This is a genomic window from Streptomyces sp. NPDC058335, from assembly GCF_042723915.1.
GTDB lineage: Bacteria > Actinomycetota > Actinomycetes > Streptomycetales > Streptomycetaceae > Streptomyces.
In genome coordinates this window covers 143,942-158,478 of the sequence record NZ_JBHXHX010000010.1, presented here as the reverse complement: position 1 = coordinate 158,478, position 14,537 = coordinate 143,942, and the positions used below count along the sequence as shown (strand labels likewise).

General features: G+C 71.9%; 14 protein-coding genes. 5 read left to right on the top strand and 9 right to left on the bottom strand.

What is annotated here, in order from left to right; translation table 11 throughout:
• Positions 1-44 precede the first annotated feature (44 nt).
• The 3 genes from ACFWJX_RS21380 to ACFWJX_RS21370 form a co-directional block, all read right to left on the bottom strand.
• Complete coding sequence (locus ACFWJX_RS21380; protein ID WP_383245411.1) at positions 45-1,046, bottom strand: ketoacyl-ACP synthase III; 1,002 nt, start codon at positions 1,044-1,046, stop codon at positions 45-47.
• A 16-nt stretch (positions 1,047-1,062) separates the two neighbouring features.
• Positions 1,063-1,986: an ACP S-malonyltransferase gene (locus ACFWJX_RS21375; RefSeq protein WP_383245408.1), complete on the bottom strand. Its 924-nt coding sequence runs from the start codon at positions 1,984-1,986 to the stop codon at positions 1,063-1,065.
• Between the two features lie 89 nt (positions 1,987-2,075).
• Positions 2,076-3,281, bottom strand: a complete 1,206-nt coding sequence (locus tag ACFWJX_RS21370; RefSeq protein WP_383245405.1) for a PucR family transcriptional regulator — start codon at positions 3,279-3,281, stop codon at positions 2,076-2,078.
• Positions 3,282-3,373: 92 nt separating this feature from the next.
• Here ACFWJX_RS21370 and ACFWJX_RS21365 point away from each other — a divergent pair, with 92 nt between their 5' ends.
• The gene (locus ACFWJX_RS21365) at positions 3,374-4,033 is read left to right on the top strand and encodes a pirin family protein (RefSeq protein WP_383245402.1); all 660 of its coding nucleotides are present in this window, start codon (positions 3,374-3,376) and stop codon (positions 4,031-4,033) included.
• A 6-nt stretch (positions 4,034-4,039) separates the two neighbouring features.
• Here the strand turns inward: ACFWJX_RS21365 and ACFWJX_RS21360 are convergent, their stop codons facing one another.
• Together ACFWJX_RS21360 and ACFWJX_RS21355 are read right to left on the bottom strand one after the other, a co-directional pair.
• Complete coding sequence (locus ACFWJX_RS21360; protein WP_383245399.1) at positions 4,040-5,851, bottom strand: serine/threonine-protein kinase; 1,812 nt, start codon at positions 5,849-5,851, stop codon at positions 4,040-4,042.
• Between the two features lie 58 nt (positions 5,852-5,909).
• Positions 5,910-6,746, bottom strand: a complete 837-nt coding sequence (locus ACFWJX_RS21355) for a serine hydrolase domain-containing protein (protein ID WP_383245396.1) — start codon at positions 6,744-6,746, stop codon at positions 5,910-5,912.
• A gap of 76 nt (positions 6,747-6,822) precedes the next feature.
• On the opposite strand from ACFWJX_RS21355, the gene ACFWJX_RS21350 reads away from it, so the two are divergent.
• A complete protein-coding gene (locus ACFWJX_RS21350) occupies positions 6,823-7,305 on the top strand; it encodes a MerR family transcriptional regulator (RefSeq protein ID WP_383245393.1) in 483 nt (160 codons plus the stop codon).
• Entirely contained in the window at positions 7,302-8,327 is a 1,026-nt protein-coding gene (locus tag ACFWJX_RS21345) for an aldo/keto reductase (RefSeq protein ID WP_383245390.1), read from the top strand. Before ACFWJX_RS21350 ends, ACFWJX_RS21345 begins: the two co-directional genes overlap by 4 nt.
• A gap of 21 nt (positions 8,328-8,348) precedes the next feature.
• Here ACFWJX_RS21345 and ACFWJX_RS21340 read toward each other — a convergent pair whose 3' ends face one another.
• From ACFWJX_RS21340 to ACFWJX_RS21330, 3 genes are all read right to left on the bottom strand, one after another.
• Positions 8,349-9,203 carry a DUF4429 domain-containing protein gene (locus ACFWJX_RS21340; protein WP_383245387.1) on the bottom strand — a complete coding sequence of 285 codons (855 nt, stop codon included), beginning with the start codon at positions 9,201-9,203 and terminating at the stop codon, positions 8,349-8,351.
• 57 nt (positions 9,204-9,260) lie between these two features.
• Positions 9,261-10,478, bottom strand: a complete 1,218-nt coding sequence (locus tag ACFWJX_RS21335) for an alpha/beta hydrolase (RefSeq protein WP_383245385.1) — start codon at positions 10,476-10,478, stop codon at positions 9,261-9,263.
• Positions 10,479-10,613: 135 nt separating this feature from the next.
• Positions 10,614-11,264, bottom strand: coding sequence for a TetR family transcriptional regulator (locus ACFWJX_RS21330; RefSeq protein ID WP_383245382.1), 651 nt, complete (start codon positions 11,262-11,264; stop codon positions 10,614-10,616).
• A gap of 114 nt (positions 11,265-11,378) precedes the next feature.
• Between ACFWJX_RS21330 and ACFWJX_RS21325 the strand changes: the two genes are divergently transcribed.
• Entirely contained in the window at positions 11,379-12,998 is a 1,620-nt protein-coding gene (locus tag ACFWJX_RS21325; RefSeq protein ID WP_383245379.1) for an MFS transporter, read from the top strand.
• Positions 12,999-13,307: 309 nt separating this feature from the next.
• Complete coding sequence (locus ACFWJX_RS21320; protein WP_383245376.1) at positions 13,308-13,607, top strand: small hydrophobic protein; 300 nt, start codon at positions 13,308-13,310, stop codon at positions 13,605-13,607.
• 97 nt (positions 13,608-13,704) lie between these two features.
• Here the strand turns inward: ACFWJX_RS21320 and ACFWJX_RS21315 are convergent, their stop codons facing one another.
• Positions 13,705-14,496, bottom strand: coding sequence for a potassium channel family protein (locus ACFWJX_RS21315; protein WP_383245373.1), 792 nt, complete (start codon positions 14,494-14,496; stop codon positions 13,705-13,707).
• Positions 14,497-14,537 lie beyond the last annotated feature (41 nt).

Sequence of the window (14,537 nt, the reverse complement as noted above, 5' to 3'; positions counted from 1 at the left end):
TTGGGTGTCTTCCGTTCCGGACCGCATGATCCGGCACGGAGTGCCTAGGGGAGGGTAACGACCGTCGCGGCGTACACGAGACCCGCCCCGAATCCGATGAGGAGCGCGGTGTCGCCGCTCTTCGCCTCGCCGGTCGCCAGAAGCCGCTCCATCGCGAGCGGGATCGAGGCGGCCGAGGTGTTTCCGGTGGTCCGTACGTCACGCGCGACCGTGACGGATTCGGGCAGCTTGAGGGTCTTCACCATCGAGTCGATGATCCGCTCGTTGGCCTGGTGCGGGATGAAGACGTCCAGTTCGGCGGAGGTGATGCCGGCGGCGTCCAGCGCCTCCTTGGCGACCTTCGCCATCTCGAACACGGCCCAGCGGAACACCGCCTGGCCTTCCTGGGTGATCGCCGGGAACTTCGCGACCTCGCCGTCGCGGTAGTCCGTCCACGGCACGGTCTGCTTGATGGTCTCCGACTTGTCGCCCTCGGAACCCCAGACCGTCGGGCCGATCGCCGGTTCCCGCGAGGGGCCGACCACGACCGCGCCCGCGCCGTCGCCGAACAGGAACGCGGTGGCCCGGTCCTCCAGGTCGGTCAGGTCGGACAGCCGCTCCACGCCGATGACCAGGACGTACTCGGCGGAACCCTCGACGATCATGCCCTTGGCGAGGGTCAGGCCGTAGCCGAAGCCCGCGCAGCCGGCCGAGATGTCGAAGGCGGCGGCCTTGTTCGTACCGAGCTTGTCGGCGATCTCGGTGGCCACGGCCGGGGTCTGCTTGAAGTGCGACACGGTCGAGACGACCACGGCGCCGATCTGCTGGGCGGTGATCCCGGCGTCGGCGATCGCCTTGCCGGACGCCTCGACCGACATGGCGGCGACGGTCTCCTCGTCGTTCGCCCAGTGCCGCGTCTCGATGCCGGAGCGCGAGCGGATCCACTCGTCGGAGGAGTCGATCGTCTCGAGGATCACCTCGTTGGGCACCACCCGGGTGGGGCGGTAGCCGCCCACGCCGAGGATGCGCGCGTACGGGGCGCCCTTGCTGGGCTTGATCTTCGACATGCTCGTCGGCTCCTTGTCAGGCACTGTGCTCGGCGATGACCTCGCGGGCCGCGTCGAGATCGTCGGGGGTCTTCAGCGCCAGCGTCTTCACGCCGGGCAGGGCGCGCTTGGCGAGACCGGTGAGCGTACCGCCGGGGCACACCTCGATCAGCGCCGTCACGCCGAGCTGCCGGAAGGTCTCCATGCACAGGTCCCAGCGGACCGGGTTGGCGACCTGGCCGACCAGCCGGTCCAGGACCTCGGCGCCGGTCGCCACGGCCTGCCCGTCCTTGTTGGAGACGTAGGCGATCTTCGGGTCGGCGGGGGACAGCTCCTTGGCGGCGGCGGCCAGCGTCTCGACCGCGGGGGCCATGTGGAGCGTGTGGAACGCGCCGGCGACCTTCAGCGGAACGACCTTGCGCACGCCCTCCGGCTTGTCCTCGTTCAGCACGGCGAGCTGCTCCAGCGTGCCCGCGGCGACGATCTGGCCGGCGCCGTTGACGTTCGCCGGGGTCAGGCCCAGCTTCTCCAGGTGCGCCACGGAGACCTCGGGGTCGCCCCCGAGCAGCGCCGACATGCCGGTCTCGGTGATCGCGGCGGCCTCGGCCATGGCCCGGCCCCGCTTGCGGACGAGGGTCAGCGCGGCGGTGTCGTCGAGGACACCCGCGAACGTGGCGGCGGTGATCTCGCCGACGCTGTGACCGGCGACCGCGCCGGGCGCGATGTCCGCGAGGTCGCCCAGTGCCGCGGCCGACAGGATTCCGGCCGCGACCAGCAGCGGCTGTGCCACGGCGGTGTCGCGGATCTGGTCCGCGTCGGCCTGGGTGCCGTAGTGGGCGAGGTCCAGTCCGATGGCGTCCGACCACCCGGCGACACGGGCGGCGGCGCCGGGCAGTTCGAGCCAGGGGGTCAGGAAGCCGGGCGTCTGTGCGCCCTGGCCGGGAGCGACGAGTACGAGCACTCTCACACTCTCTCTTGGGTACGGGCACGGCCGCCCGTGGGGACAGGGACGAAGAACGGCAGGGGGTTTTGTGGGCCTCCGACAAAACGCTAGCTCTGGGGGTCCCCGTCGACGAGACGCCCCAGGATCAGCGCGATGCGCAAGGTGAACGCAGAGCGTACATCCGACGGCGACCAACCGGTGACGTCAGTCACACGTCGAAGCCGGTAGCGCACGGTGTTGGGATGGACGAACAGCATCCTCGCGGCACCCTCCAGACTGGACGCCTGCTCGAGATAGACGGCGAGGGTCTCCAGCAGCGCGGAGCCCGCCTCCTCCAGCGGTCTGTAGATCTCCTCCACCAACTGCTCGCGCGCGCCGGGATCACCGGCGATCGCGCGCTCCGGCAGCAGATCGTCCGCCAGCACCGGCCGCGGCGCGTCCTGCCAGGCGGAGCACGCCTTGAGTCCGGCGGCGGCGGCCTGCGCGGAGCGGGTCGCGGCGAGCAGGTCGGGCACCACAGGGCCCGCGACGACCGGCCCCGCCGCGAACGGCCCGATCAGGGACTTGGCCACGGCCATCGGATTGTCGCTGCCGCCCGCGATGACGACGAGCCGCGAGCCGAGCACCCCGGTGAGCACCTGGAGCTTGGCGTGCCGCGAGGCCCGCCGGATCGCCTCCACCGTCAGCTCGGAGTCCCCGTCCGGCGCGGTCCCGAGGACCACGCACACATGCTCGGGCGCGCTCCACCCGAGGGCGGCGGCCCGGCTGACGGCGCCCTCGTCGGCCTCCCCGCTGAGCACGGCGTTCACGACGAGCGACTCCAGCCGCGCGTCCCAGGCACCGCGTGCCTCGGCGGCCTGGGCATACACCTGGGCGGTGGCGAAGGCGATCTCGCGGGCGTACACCAGGAGCGCCTCGCGCAGCACGTTCTCGTCGCCGGGGGCCGCGACCTCGTCGATCGCGCTCTCCATCACCTCGATCGTGGTGCGCACCATCTCGACGGTCTGCCGCAGGGTGATGGCCCGGGTCAGCTCGCGCGGCGCCGTCCCGAACACATCGGTGGAGATGGCCTGCGGGGCGTCGGGACGGCGGAACCACTCCGTGAACGCGGCGATGCCCGCCTGGGCCACCAGACCGATCCAGGAACGGTTCTCCGGGGGCATGGCCCGGTACCACGGCAGCGTCTCGTCCATGCGCGTGATGGCCTGGGCGGCGAGACTCCCGGAGGACTTCTCCAGCCGCTTCAGGGTCGCGGTGTGGGCGTGGGCGGCGTGTGCTGCGGCTCGGGTGTTGCGGACTTCGGGTTCGGGCACGTGGACAAGACTGCCTTATCGGGACGCGACCATGCGTGGGCGGGTCGCGGGCGAGGGCACGGCCCGTCCGCCGGCGGGTCTACGGTGGTCCCGTGATGGACGTACGCCGCGCCGACGAGCGCTACCCGGGCGGGGACCCGGCGGCCGGCATCGAGACCCGGCACGCCTTCTCCTTCGGCCCCCACTACGACCCCGGCAACCTCCGCTTCGGCGCCCTGATCGCCTGCAACGAGGAGCGCCTGGCCCCCGGCGCCGGCTTCGGCGAACACCCCCACAGCCACACGGAGATCGTCACCTGGGTCGTCGAGGGCGAGCTGACCCACCGCGACTCCCGCGGCCACGAGACGTCGGTGCGCCCCGGCGACGTGCAGCGGCTCAGCTCGGCGGCCGGGGTGCGGCACGTCGAGCGCAACGACGGCACGGGACCGCTGACCTTCGTGCAGATGTGGCTGGCCCCGCTGGAGCCGGGCGGCGAGCCCGCCTACGACCTCGTCCGCGGCATCGCCGACTCCACGCCGTACGCCGTCCCGGAGGCCGGCGCGATGCTGCACGTACGGCGGCTGTCGGCGGGGGAGCGGACGGCCGTGCCCGACGCGCCGCGGGTCTACGTCCATGTCGTCGGCGGCACCGTCCGGCTCGGCCCGCACGAGCTGGGGCCGGGGGACGCGGTGCGCGCCGCCGACGAGAAGGATCTGCAACTGGTGGCCGGGGCGAGCCCGGCCGAGGTGCTGGTCTGGGAGATGTCGGCCTGAGCCGGCCTACCCCTCCGAGCTGGGGTCCTCCGCGTTGCGCCACACCGTGACGTCCACCGTGACGTAGTCGCTGGGGTCGTTCTCCGGGGCGCTGCCCTTGAAGGTGACCAGGGCGATGTGGCCGAAGGAACTGTGCACGCACATCTGCGACCCCTTGGAGACCTGGGAGAGCGCGATCTCCTTGGTGTACCGGGTCTCCGCGCGGCAGGTGGCCAGCGAGCCCTTCTGGGCGTTGTTCAGCAGGACGACCTTCTCGCCGCTGCTGCCCAGCACAGGGTCGCTGCTCGAGCCGCCCGCGTCGTAGTAGTAGAGGTCGCTGTCCGACTCGTAGCGGGGGCTGCTGCCGTCGGGGGCCTCGATGGGCTTCGGTGGGGAGTCCGCGAACCGGACGGAGTAGCTCTCGGGAATGTTGATGCCCCGGTAGATGACCGGGGTGGGATCGGGCTGCGGCCGCGTGCTCTGCGAGTCGGTGCTGCCGCTGGTTCCGCCGCTGGTGCCGCCACTCGTCGCCGAGGCGTCCGACGAGTCGCCGAGGCCCTTGATGAAGGACGCGCAGCCGCCGAGCCAGGACAGGCCCACCACGGCCGCGATGCCGATCCCGATCCACTTTCCGGTCTGGCTCCTCTTCGGCGGCAGCGGCAGCGGACGCCAGGCGGGCTGTGGATGGGCGTGCTGCTGATGAGGGAAGGGCGGCTGCGGCCCGGTCGGCGGGCTGTACGACGGCTGGTACGGGGCCTGTGGGTGGGGCGGCGGGACGACCGGCCCGAACGAGGGCGTCGGCGGCACATGCGTGGCCGCGGCGGTGGGCGCCGCGTGCACCGGGGCCTGCGCGGGGGTCTGCGGGGGCTGCGGGGGCGGGCTCAGGTCGGGCTGGGTGACCGGCGCCGTCGGTGCGGGGGGCGCCGCCAGCGCGGCCGAGGCCGACACCCGCTGGGTGATCTGCGCGGCGATGGCCTCCGGCAGCCACGACCCGGACTGGCGCAGCGGCGTCGGCGACGCCTCCTGGCACAGGGTGATGATCTCGGCGGGGGAGGGCCGCTCGGCCGGGTCCTTGGCCAGGCAGCGGGCGATGAAGCCGAGTTGCTCCGCGAGCCCGCTCAGATCGGGCTCCTCGTGCACGATCCGGTACAGCACCGCGTGGGAGGGCCCGTCCCCGTACGCCCCGGTGCCGCGCGCCGCGAACGCGGCCACCTGACCGAGCGCGAACACGTCCGACGCGGGCGTGACCTTTTTCCCGGCGGCCTGCTCGGGCGACATGAACGCGGGCGTGCCGATGGAGACGCCGGTACCGGTCAGCGCGGTGGCGTCGGCGGCGCGGGCGATCCCGAAGTCGATGACCCGCGGACCGTCGGAGGCGAGCAGCACGTTGGACGGCTTGAGGTCGCGGTGGACGATGCCCGCCCCGTGGATGACCGACAGCGCCTCGGCCATGCCCGCGAGCAGCAGCAGGACCGACGGCACCGGCAGCGGCCCGTGCTCGCCGACGGCCGCGGCCAGCGAGGGCCCGGCCACATAGGCGGTGGCCAGCCAGGGCTGGGCGTGCTCGGTGTCGTAGTCGATGACCGGCGCGGTGTAGAAGCCCTGCACACGCTGGGCGGCCTGCACCTCCTGGCGGAACCGGCGGCGGAACTCCGGGTCCTCGCTCAGTTCCGGACGGATCGTCTTGAGGGCGATCGGATGCCCGCCGGGCGTGTACGTCAGGTAGACCGTGCCCATGCCGCCCGCGCCGAGCCGCGCGGCCAGCCGGTAGCTCGCGACCGAGGTCGGGTCACCGCTCTCCAACGGACGGAAATGGCCGCCCTGTTGAACGCCTGTCATCGTTCTCCCCCGAGATCCACGCATTGGGTGCTGTGCAGAGGGAGGTTAGCGGAGGAGATCAGCGGGCGGCACCGGCGCCCCGCACCTCGCCGAGCACCGCGTCCGTGAACACGGGCCATGCCTCGGCCGCCCACGGTCCGAACGCGCGGTCCGTCAACGCCACGGCGGCGGCCCCTGCTTCGTGGTCGATCCACAGGAACGTACCGGACTGCCCGAAGTGTCCGAAGGTCCGCGGCGAGGAGGAACCGCCGGTCCAGTGCGGCGACTTGGAGTCCCGGATCTCGAAGCCGAGCCCCCAGTCGTTGGGGTTCTGGTGGCCGTATCCCGGCAGCACACCCTTGGTGCCGGGGTACTGGACGGTCATCGCCGCCGCCACCGTCCGCGGGTCCAGCAGCCGCGGCGCCTGCACCTCGGCGGCGAACCGCAGCAGATCCTCGACGGTCGACACGCCGTCCTTGGCGGGCGAGCCCTCCAGCGAGGTCGCCGCCATCCCCAGCGGCTCCAGCACCGCCTGCCGCAGATACTCCGCGAACGGGATGTCCGTCGCCTTCGCGATGTGGTCCCCGAGCTGCTCGAAACCGGCGTTGGAGTACAGCCGGCGGTCGCCGGGCGGCGCCGTCACGCGGTGCTCGTCGAAGGCCAGACCGGAGGTGTGCGCGAGCAGATGGCGGACGGTCGCTCCGGGCGGCCCGGCCGGCTCGTCCAGCTCGACCGCGCCCTCCTCGTAGGCGACGAGGGCGGCGTACGCGGTCAGCGGTTTGGTCACCGAGGCCAGCGGGAAACGCCGGCCGACCGGGCCGTGCGTGCCCAGGACCGTACCGTCGGCCCGTACGACACCCGCCGCGGCGGAGGGGACCGGCCAGTTCTCGATCAGCGCGAGGCTCGTGAGCGACATGGCCATGAGCCTACCTTCGGACTTCTTACCGTAATCGCTTGCTTGGAGTGCGCTCGAAGGTCATAGCGTGGAGGGCATGACGGTGTTGCAGACCACACCCGTGACCACCGAAGAAGACCACCCCGCAGACGTCTGCTCCGCCCCGCCACCGGGGCATCCCCGCCCCGACGGGCAGGACAGCTACACGATCAGCGAGGTGGCCGCCTTCACCGGCCTGACGGCGCACACCCTGCGCTGGTACGAGCGGATCGGGCTGATGGCCCACGTCGACCGTTCGCACACCGGCCAGCGCCGCTACAGCAACCGCGACCTCGACTGGCTCGACCTCGTCGGAAAGCTGCGGCTGACCGGTATGCCGGTCGCCGACACGGTCCGGTACGCGGAGCTGGTGCGCGAGGGCGAGGACACGTTCGGCGAGCGCCGCGAGCTGCTCGAACAGACCCGCCGGGACGTCCGGGCGCGGATCGCCGAACTCCAGGACACCCTCGCCGTACTCGACCGGAAGATCACGTTCTACTCGGACGCCACACGGGCGTACGAATCGGAGAGGACCCGATGACCGACAGCAGGATCCCCATGGCACGACTCGGCGACGCGGGCCCGGAGGTGGGCGTGCAGGGCCTGGGCTGCATGGGCATGAGCTTCGCCTACGGCCCCTCGGACGCGAAGGAGTCACGGGCCGCCCTGGACCGCGCCCTGGACCTGGGCGTCACCCTGTACGACACGGCGGACGCGTACGGCGCCGGCGCCAACGAGGAGTTCCTCGCCCCGTTCTTCAAGGCGCACCGCGACGAGGTCGTCATCGCCACCAAGTTCGCCCTGTCGATCCCCGCGGACGATCCCTCCCGCCGGGTCATCCGCAACGACGCGCCCTACATCCGCCAGGCCGTCGAGGCCAGCCTGAAGCGCCTGGACGTCGACGTCATCGACCTCTACTACATGCACCGGCGCGATCCCGCCGTGCCGATCGAGGACACCGTCGGCGTGATGGCCGAGCTGGTGCGCGAGGGCAAGGTCAAGCACCTGGGCCTGAGCGAGGTCACGGCCGCCGAGCTGCGGGCCGCGCAGGGCGTGCACCCGATCGCCGCCGTGCAGTCGGAGTGGTCGCTGTTCAGCCGGGACATCGAGGACCGGGTGGTGCCCGCCGCCCGTGAGCTGGGTGTCGCGCTCGTGCCGTACTCCCCGCTCGGGCGAGGCTTCCTCACCGGTTCCTTCGCCGACGCCGACAAGGACCTCACCGCCGACGACTTCCGCCGTCAGCAGCCCCGCTTCACCGGCGAGAACGCGGCGGCCAACGCCGCCCTCCTGGAGCCGGTCCGCGCGGTCGCACGGGCCCACGACGCCACCCCGGCCCAGATAGCCCTGGCCTGGGTCCAGCAGCAGGCCGGCGTCCACGGCCTGCCGGTGATCCCGATCCCGGGGACCCGCAAGGCGGGCCGGGTGGAGGAGAACGTACGCGCGACGGCCATCGAGCTGAGCGCTGACGAGCTGGCGCTCCTGGAGCCGATCGCGGACAAGGTCGCGGGCGACCGGTACGCGGACATGACCTTCACCTCGGCCGGCCGGGAAGCCCTCTCCTAGGGACTAGAGCTCCGCTAGGGACTAGAGCTCCGCGAGCAGCTCCGCCTTCTTCGCGGAGAACTCCTCGTCGGTGACCAGTCCGGCCGTGTGGAGTTCGCCGAGATGACGGATCCGCTCGGCCACGTCCGCCGGATCGCGGCGTGGGCTCGAGGCCGCCACCGCGGCCATGGGCCCACCGCCGCGACGTACCGCGGACAGCACGGCCGCCGCGAACGGCAGCGACTCGTGCACGGCCCCGTACCCCAGCCCGAACACCACGGTCGCCGGGTCCTGGTCGGCCTGCGCGGGCAGGTCGTCCCCGCGCAGCAGCCGCAGATACCCCTCGAAGACCTCGGGCGAGCGCCACTCCACCCCGCTCAGCTCCGACACCGCGAAGCTCTGGTCGCCGGCCTTCCACTTCGCGGACGAGGCCCCCGTCCAGAACCAGCGGAACCGTACGGTCCGCCCGTCGAAGGACGCCTTCGCGTCGTACGCCTTGAACGACAGCGGCACCTCCGGAGCGGCCACCAGGAACCGCTCGGCGGGACCGGACTCCGTCAGCCCCGCCCGCAGCTCGTCGGCGTAGTACTCCGCGAGCGCGTCCCGTTCGCCCGGCAGCACCAGCCGGTACGGATCGCAGTTGTCCTTCAGCTGTCCTGCCGCCGCCTCGGTCAGCGGATCGGCGCCGGGCCGCGGCGCGATGCGCAGCACCACCGTCCCGCGCCTGCCCGGTTCGAGCGTGACCGCCTCGATCGCGGCCAGCGGGATCCGTCGCTCGCCCAGCGCGGAGAACAGCTTGGGTGTGCGGATGCCCCGTTCGTAGCGGATGAGGACGGAGTCGGACTCGAACTCCCAGGCGGCATGAAATCCGGCCAGTACGTCACCCATGCGGCTCATCGTATGTGGCACTCGCTCCCTCGTCCCCTCCCCGCGCGCACCGCAATTCCTGCGTCTCTACGCGCGTCCGGCCGTGGTCGTGCCGGGCAGATCCGCCCGGCACGCGTCATCGTCGTCGGCGCACCGCACCGAGCCGTACTCGCCGGTGCCGATGTCCGCGAAGTTGCGCAGGCTGTCCGTGCCGGGCTCGAAGTAGCCTCCGTGGCCCCTGGCCTCGCGGGCCGACAGCACCCGCGCGCCGAACCCGGACGCCACCGGGTCCGCGCCGTGCCCGAGACCGCCCAGCTCCAGATACGGCACGTCCTGCACCCAGTCGTCGGAGTCCCGCATCGCCCACACCCGGGCCCCGGTGTGCAGTTGCGCGGCGTTCTCCACCCGCATCCCGGGGCTGCCGGCGACCGCGATGTCGGACACCCGGTCCGGCAGCGTGTGCGCGGCGACCCCGCACACCACGGAGCCGTAGCTGTGGCAGAACAGGGATACGGGGGAGGTGCCGGGCAGGCCGCGCACCAGCGCGTTCAGCCGTACGGCGCCTCGCTCGGCGCGCATCGCGGTGGCCGAGTCGATGCCGAGCCCGGCCGGCGAGGTGTAGTCGGCCCAGGCGATCACGGCCGTACGCGTCGAGGGGCGCACCTCGCGCTCGGCCGCGTACAGCGCCTGGGCCATGCCGACCGGCGCCGAGTACTCGCGGTTGGTGCGCTGGAAGGTGAGCAGGGCCGTGTCCACGCCGGGGACGACGACGGATATCCGCTCGGCGCGGTCGAGGTCGCCGAACACCTCGGCGACCCGGCCGGTGCCCTCCGGGTCGAAGGCGAGGATCTGGCGGTCGACGCCGGCCATCGACTCGAGGCGGTGCATGCGCCGCCCGGCCTCGTGCTGTCCGGCGGGCGAGAGCCGCTTGTCCCGGGTCCGGGCCCGCTCCACCCCGATCTGCTCCTGGAGCGCGATCCGGTTGGCGCGGTAGCGGAGCGTGGCGGGGGCGCCGTTCATGTTGCCGACGGCGAGGGGATAGCGCTCGGCGAGTCTGCCGCGCTGGGCCGCGGTGAGGGAGGCGAAGAACCGCGCGAGCCGGGCCGGGGCCGCCTGCGGGTCGGGCAGTTGCCGCCCGGCGACCCGGCCGCGCTCCCAGGCGCTGAGCGAGGACTTGAGCGCGGTGGTCCCCTCGTGCCGGTGCATGGCGGTCCAACCGGTGGTCGCCAGCATCACGAACACCACGGCCAGCGCGAGCAGTGTGCGCCATGCCGTCAGTTGCGGGGAGGTGTCGAAGGAAGTCACTGGGAGGACACACTAGGAGAACGAGAAGGTCTCGGGTGACAGGAGTGACGGGGATCACGTTTCATCGGGCGTGTCGGTGGTCATAGCACCCTTCGGACCCCACACCCGTCCAGGCGGACGCGATCACGTCGTACGTCACGTGTCGGCGCGCCAGCCGCCCAGCAGGGCCGGTCCCACCTGATCGAGGTAGCGGGACGTCAGCTCGCGCATCCCCTCCAGGCTGTAGTCCTCGCCGGTGATCCACTGCCGTTCCGTCACCCGCATCACCGCGCCGAACACGGCCACCGCCAGCCGCGGCCGGGGGTCGGCGTCCACGTCGAGCCCCTCCCGTTCCGCGAGCACCCGCGCGATCGCCTCCTCGGTCTCCGCCGAGCGCCGCAGATGGGCGGCGAGCAGGACGGGCGTCGACTCGATCACGCGGTACATGCGCAGATACAGCTCGACGGACGCGATCGACTCGATGGCCTCGCTGAGGGAGCTCCAGCCCTCCAGGACCGCCTGTCGCAGGGCCTCCATCGGCGCCTCGTGGGCCGGGCGGGCGCGCACCCCCGCGACGAAATGCCCGACGGTGATGCCCTCCAGGGCGAGGGCGGCCTCCTCCTTGCCGGCGAAGTAGCGGAAGAAGGTGCGCTGCGAGACGTCCACGGCCTCCGCGATCTCGTCGACGGTCGTCCGCTCGTACCCCTGCGAGGTGAACAGACGGACGGCCGCCCGCAGCAGCTCGTCGTGGGTGCGGCGTTTCTTCATCTCCCGCAGCCCTGGCCGTGGCGGCGTGGTGGTCTCCATGGCGGCCCTCTCCTTCTGCCGTCCACCCCGCTGGGGCAAGGGCAAGTGACGTGTCAGTTACCGACTTGTGAATCGGTTTGTCAACTGTCAGTGGCTGTCATTAGCCTCGGACGCATGACTAGTCAGACCACCATCGACACGACGGGGCCGGCGGACAAGTCGCCCTCCACCCCGTCGGACCAGCCACCGGCCAAGGGGCTGCGCGGCCACCCGTGGTTCACGCTCATCACCGTCGCCGTCGGGGTCATGATGGTGGCCCTGGACGGCACGATCGTGGCCATCGCCAACCCGGCCATCGCCAAGGACCTGGGCGCCACCTTCGCCGAGGTGCAGTGGATAACCAACGCCTACTTCCTCGCCCTCGCCGTCTCCCTGATCACCGCGGGCAAGCTCGGTGACCGCTTCGGCCACCGCCAGACCTTCCTGATAGGCGTCGTCGGCTTCGCCGCCGCCTCCGGCGCGATCGGCCTGTCCGACAGCATCGCGTTCGTCGTCACCTTCCGCGTTCTCCAGGGCGTCTTCGGCGCGCTGCTCATGCCGGCCGCGCTAGGCCTGCTGCGGGCGACCTTCCCGGCCGAGAAGCTCAACATGGCCATCGGCATCTGGGGCATGGTCATCGGCGCGTCCACCGCCGGCGGCCCGATCCTCGGCGGCGTCCTCGTCGAGCGCGTCAACTGGCAGTCCGTCTTCTTCATCAACGTGCCGGTCGGCATCCTCGCCGTCGCCCTGGGCGTGGTGATGCTGCTCGACCACCGCGCCGAGAAGGCCCCGCGCTCCTTCGACATCCTCGGCATCGTGCTGCTCTCCGGCGCGATGTTCTGCCTCGTCTGGGCCCTCATCAAGGCCCCCGAGTGGGGCTGGGGGGACGGCAGGACCTGGGCGTTCGTCGGCGGCTCGGTGCTGCTGTTCGCGGGTTTCGCCCTCTGGGAGAACTTCGTCGGGGAACCGCTCGTCCCCCTGGGCCTGTTCCGCTCGGTGCCGCTGTCCGCCGGTGTCGTGCTGATGGTCCTGATGGCCATCGCCTTCATGGGCGGCCTCTTCTTCGTGACGTTCTACCTCCAGAACGTGCACGGTATGGGCCCGATCGACGCCGGCCTGCACCTGCTCCCGCTCACCGGCATGATGATCGTCGGCTCCCCGCTCGCGGGCGCGATGATCACCAAGGTCGGCCCGCGCATCCCGCTGGCCGGCGGCATGGTGTGCGTGGCGGTCGCCATGTTCGGCATGTCCACCCTGGGGACGGACACCGGCAGCCTCGCGATGTCCGTCTGGTTCGCCCTGCTCGGCCTCGGCCTCGCCCCCGTCATGGTCGGCGCCACCGAGGTCATCGTCGGCAACGCCCCCATGGAGCTGTCCGGAGTCGCCGGCGGTCTCCAGCAGGCCGCCATGCAGATCGGCGGCAGCCTCGGTACGGCCGTCCTCGGTGGCGTGATGGCCTCCAAGGTCGACAGCGACCTGCCCGGCAACTGGACGGGCGCGGGCCTGCCCGAACTCACCCCGGCCCAGCTCGACCAGACCTCCGAGGCCGTCCAGGTCGGGGTGGCGCCGGTGGCGCCGGGCACGCCCGCGGAGGTCGCCGCGAAGATCACCGACGTCGCCCACGACACCTTCATCTCCGGGATGAGCCTCGCGTCGCTCGTCGCGGCCGGGGTCGCGGTGGTGGCCGTGTTCGTCGCGCTGCTCACCAAGCGCGGGGTGAACGCGGAGGCGGGCGCCGGGGTCGGTCACATCTGACCTCGGCCCTGACGCGGCTTCGGTTCTGCCGGGACCTACGCCTGACGGGACTTCGGTGCTGCCGGATCTCCGATCCTGACGGAACTTCAGCGGAATTCCCCTATCAGGGTGACAACGCTAAAGGTTTCTCGCCTCCGGTACGCGCCGCAGGTCACAGTGGGTCAAGCCCTCCGGATGGGAGGGCGGCCAGGGCTGCGGCGCGCTGCCGGAGGGGGACAGCGCGCCGCCGGCCCTCGCCCGTTGCTGCATAACCGGCGTGAGGCGGGTACCCGAACCATCGAAGCAGCCCCAGGTTCAAGGGAGTTGACGATGGCGGGCTTCGGACACGGAACGCGCAGGAACCCCCGCTCACGAGGCCGGACGTGGTCACGGACCGGGCCGGACAGCGCGACGCTCGGCATTGTCGGCCTGGTCTGCGCGGTCGCCGGATTCTTCGCGCTGGGGATCGTTCTCGGCCCCGCGGCGATCGTCTGCGGCTGGTTGGCCATGGGCCGCAGCTGGGCGGGACCCCGCCCGGTGCCGGCCCTGGTCGCCGTGGTCCTCGGAGCGATCGACACGCTGCTGGCGCTGGTCTGGCTCTCGGGGGCGGCGGGGAACGGGTTGCTGTGAGGCGGGGGGCTCCGGCGGGGGTGTCCTCGCCCTCGCCGCCCCTTCCCGTCCCGAACCTTGGGGCCGCGCCCCCAGACCCGTCCTTCGCCCCCGCTTTCTATCCCGCCGAGTCGGGTGGCGAGTGGACATAGGTCGGGGATCCGGGGGCGGAGGCCCCCGTGGAGGCCGGGGCACGCAGGGCCGTCACCTCCGCACGGAGGGCGCGGACCTCGTCCGTGAGGGTCCGGATCGCCTCCGTCTGCTCGCGTTCCTCCACGTCGTCCTTCTCGAACCGCTCGATGAACCACGCGGCGATGTTCGCGGTCACGACACCCAGCAGCGCGATCCCGGACAGCATCAGCCCGACCGCGATGAGCCGCCCGAGCCCCGTGGTCGGCGCGTGGTCGCCGTACCCCACGGTCGTCATCGTCGTGAAGGACCACCACAGCGCGTCATCCAGCGACCGGATGTTCCCCTCCGGTGACTCCCGCTCGACCGACAGCACCGCGAGCGAGCCGAAGATCAGCAGCCCCACGACCGAGCCCGCGACGTACGTCGTCAGCTGGACCTGCGAGGCCATCCGGGCCCGTTGCCCCACCAGCAGCAGGGTCGACACGAGCCGCAGCAGCCTGAGCGGCTGGATCAGCGGCAGCAGCACCGCGCACAGGTCCAGCCAGTGCGTACGGACGAACGCCCGCCGCTGCTCGGCCAGCACCAGCCGGACCACGTAGTCCACGGCGAAGGCCGCCCACACCCCCCATTCGATCCAGGCGCACGCGGACTTCAGCGAGGGTCCGGCCGAGCTGTGCACGATGGGTACGGCGTAGGCGACGGCGAACACCACGGCCAGCGCCAGCAGCGGCCGCTGCGTCCGCCGCTCCCAGCGTTCCTGCGCCGATTGTTGCTCCATGCCCGCATGGTAAAGAACGCGTAAGGGCGGCGGAGCCATCG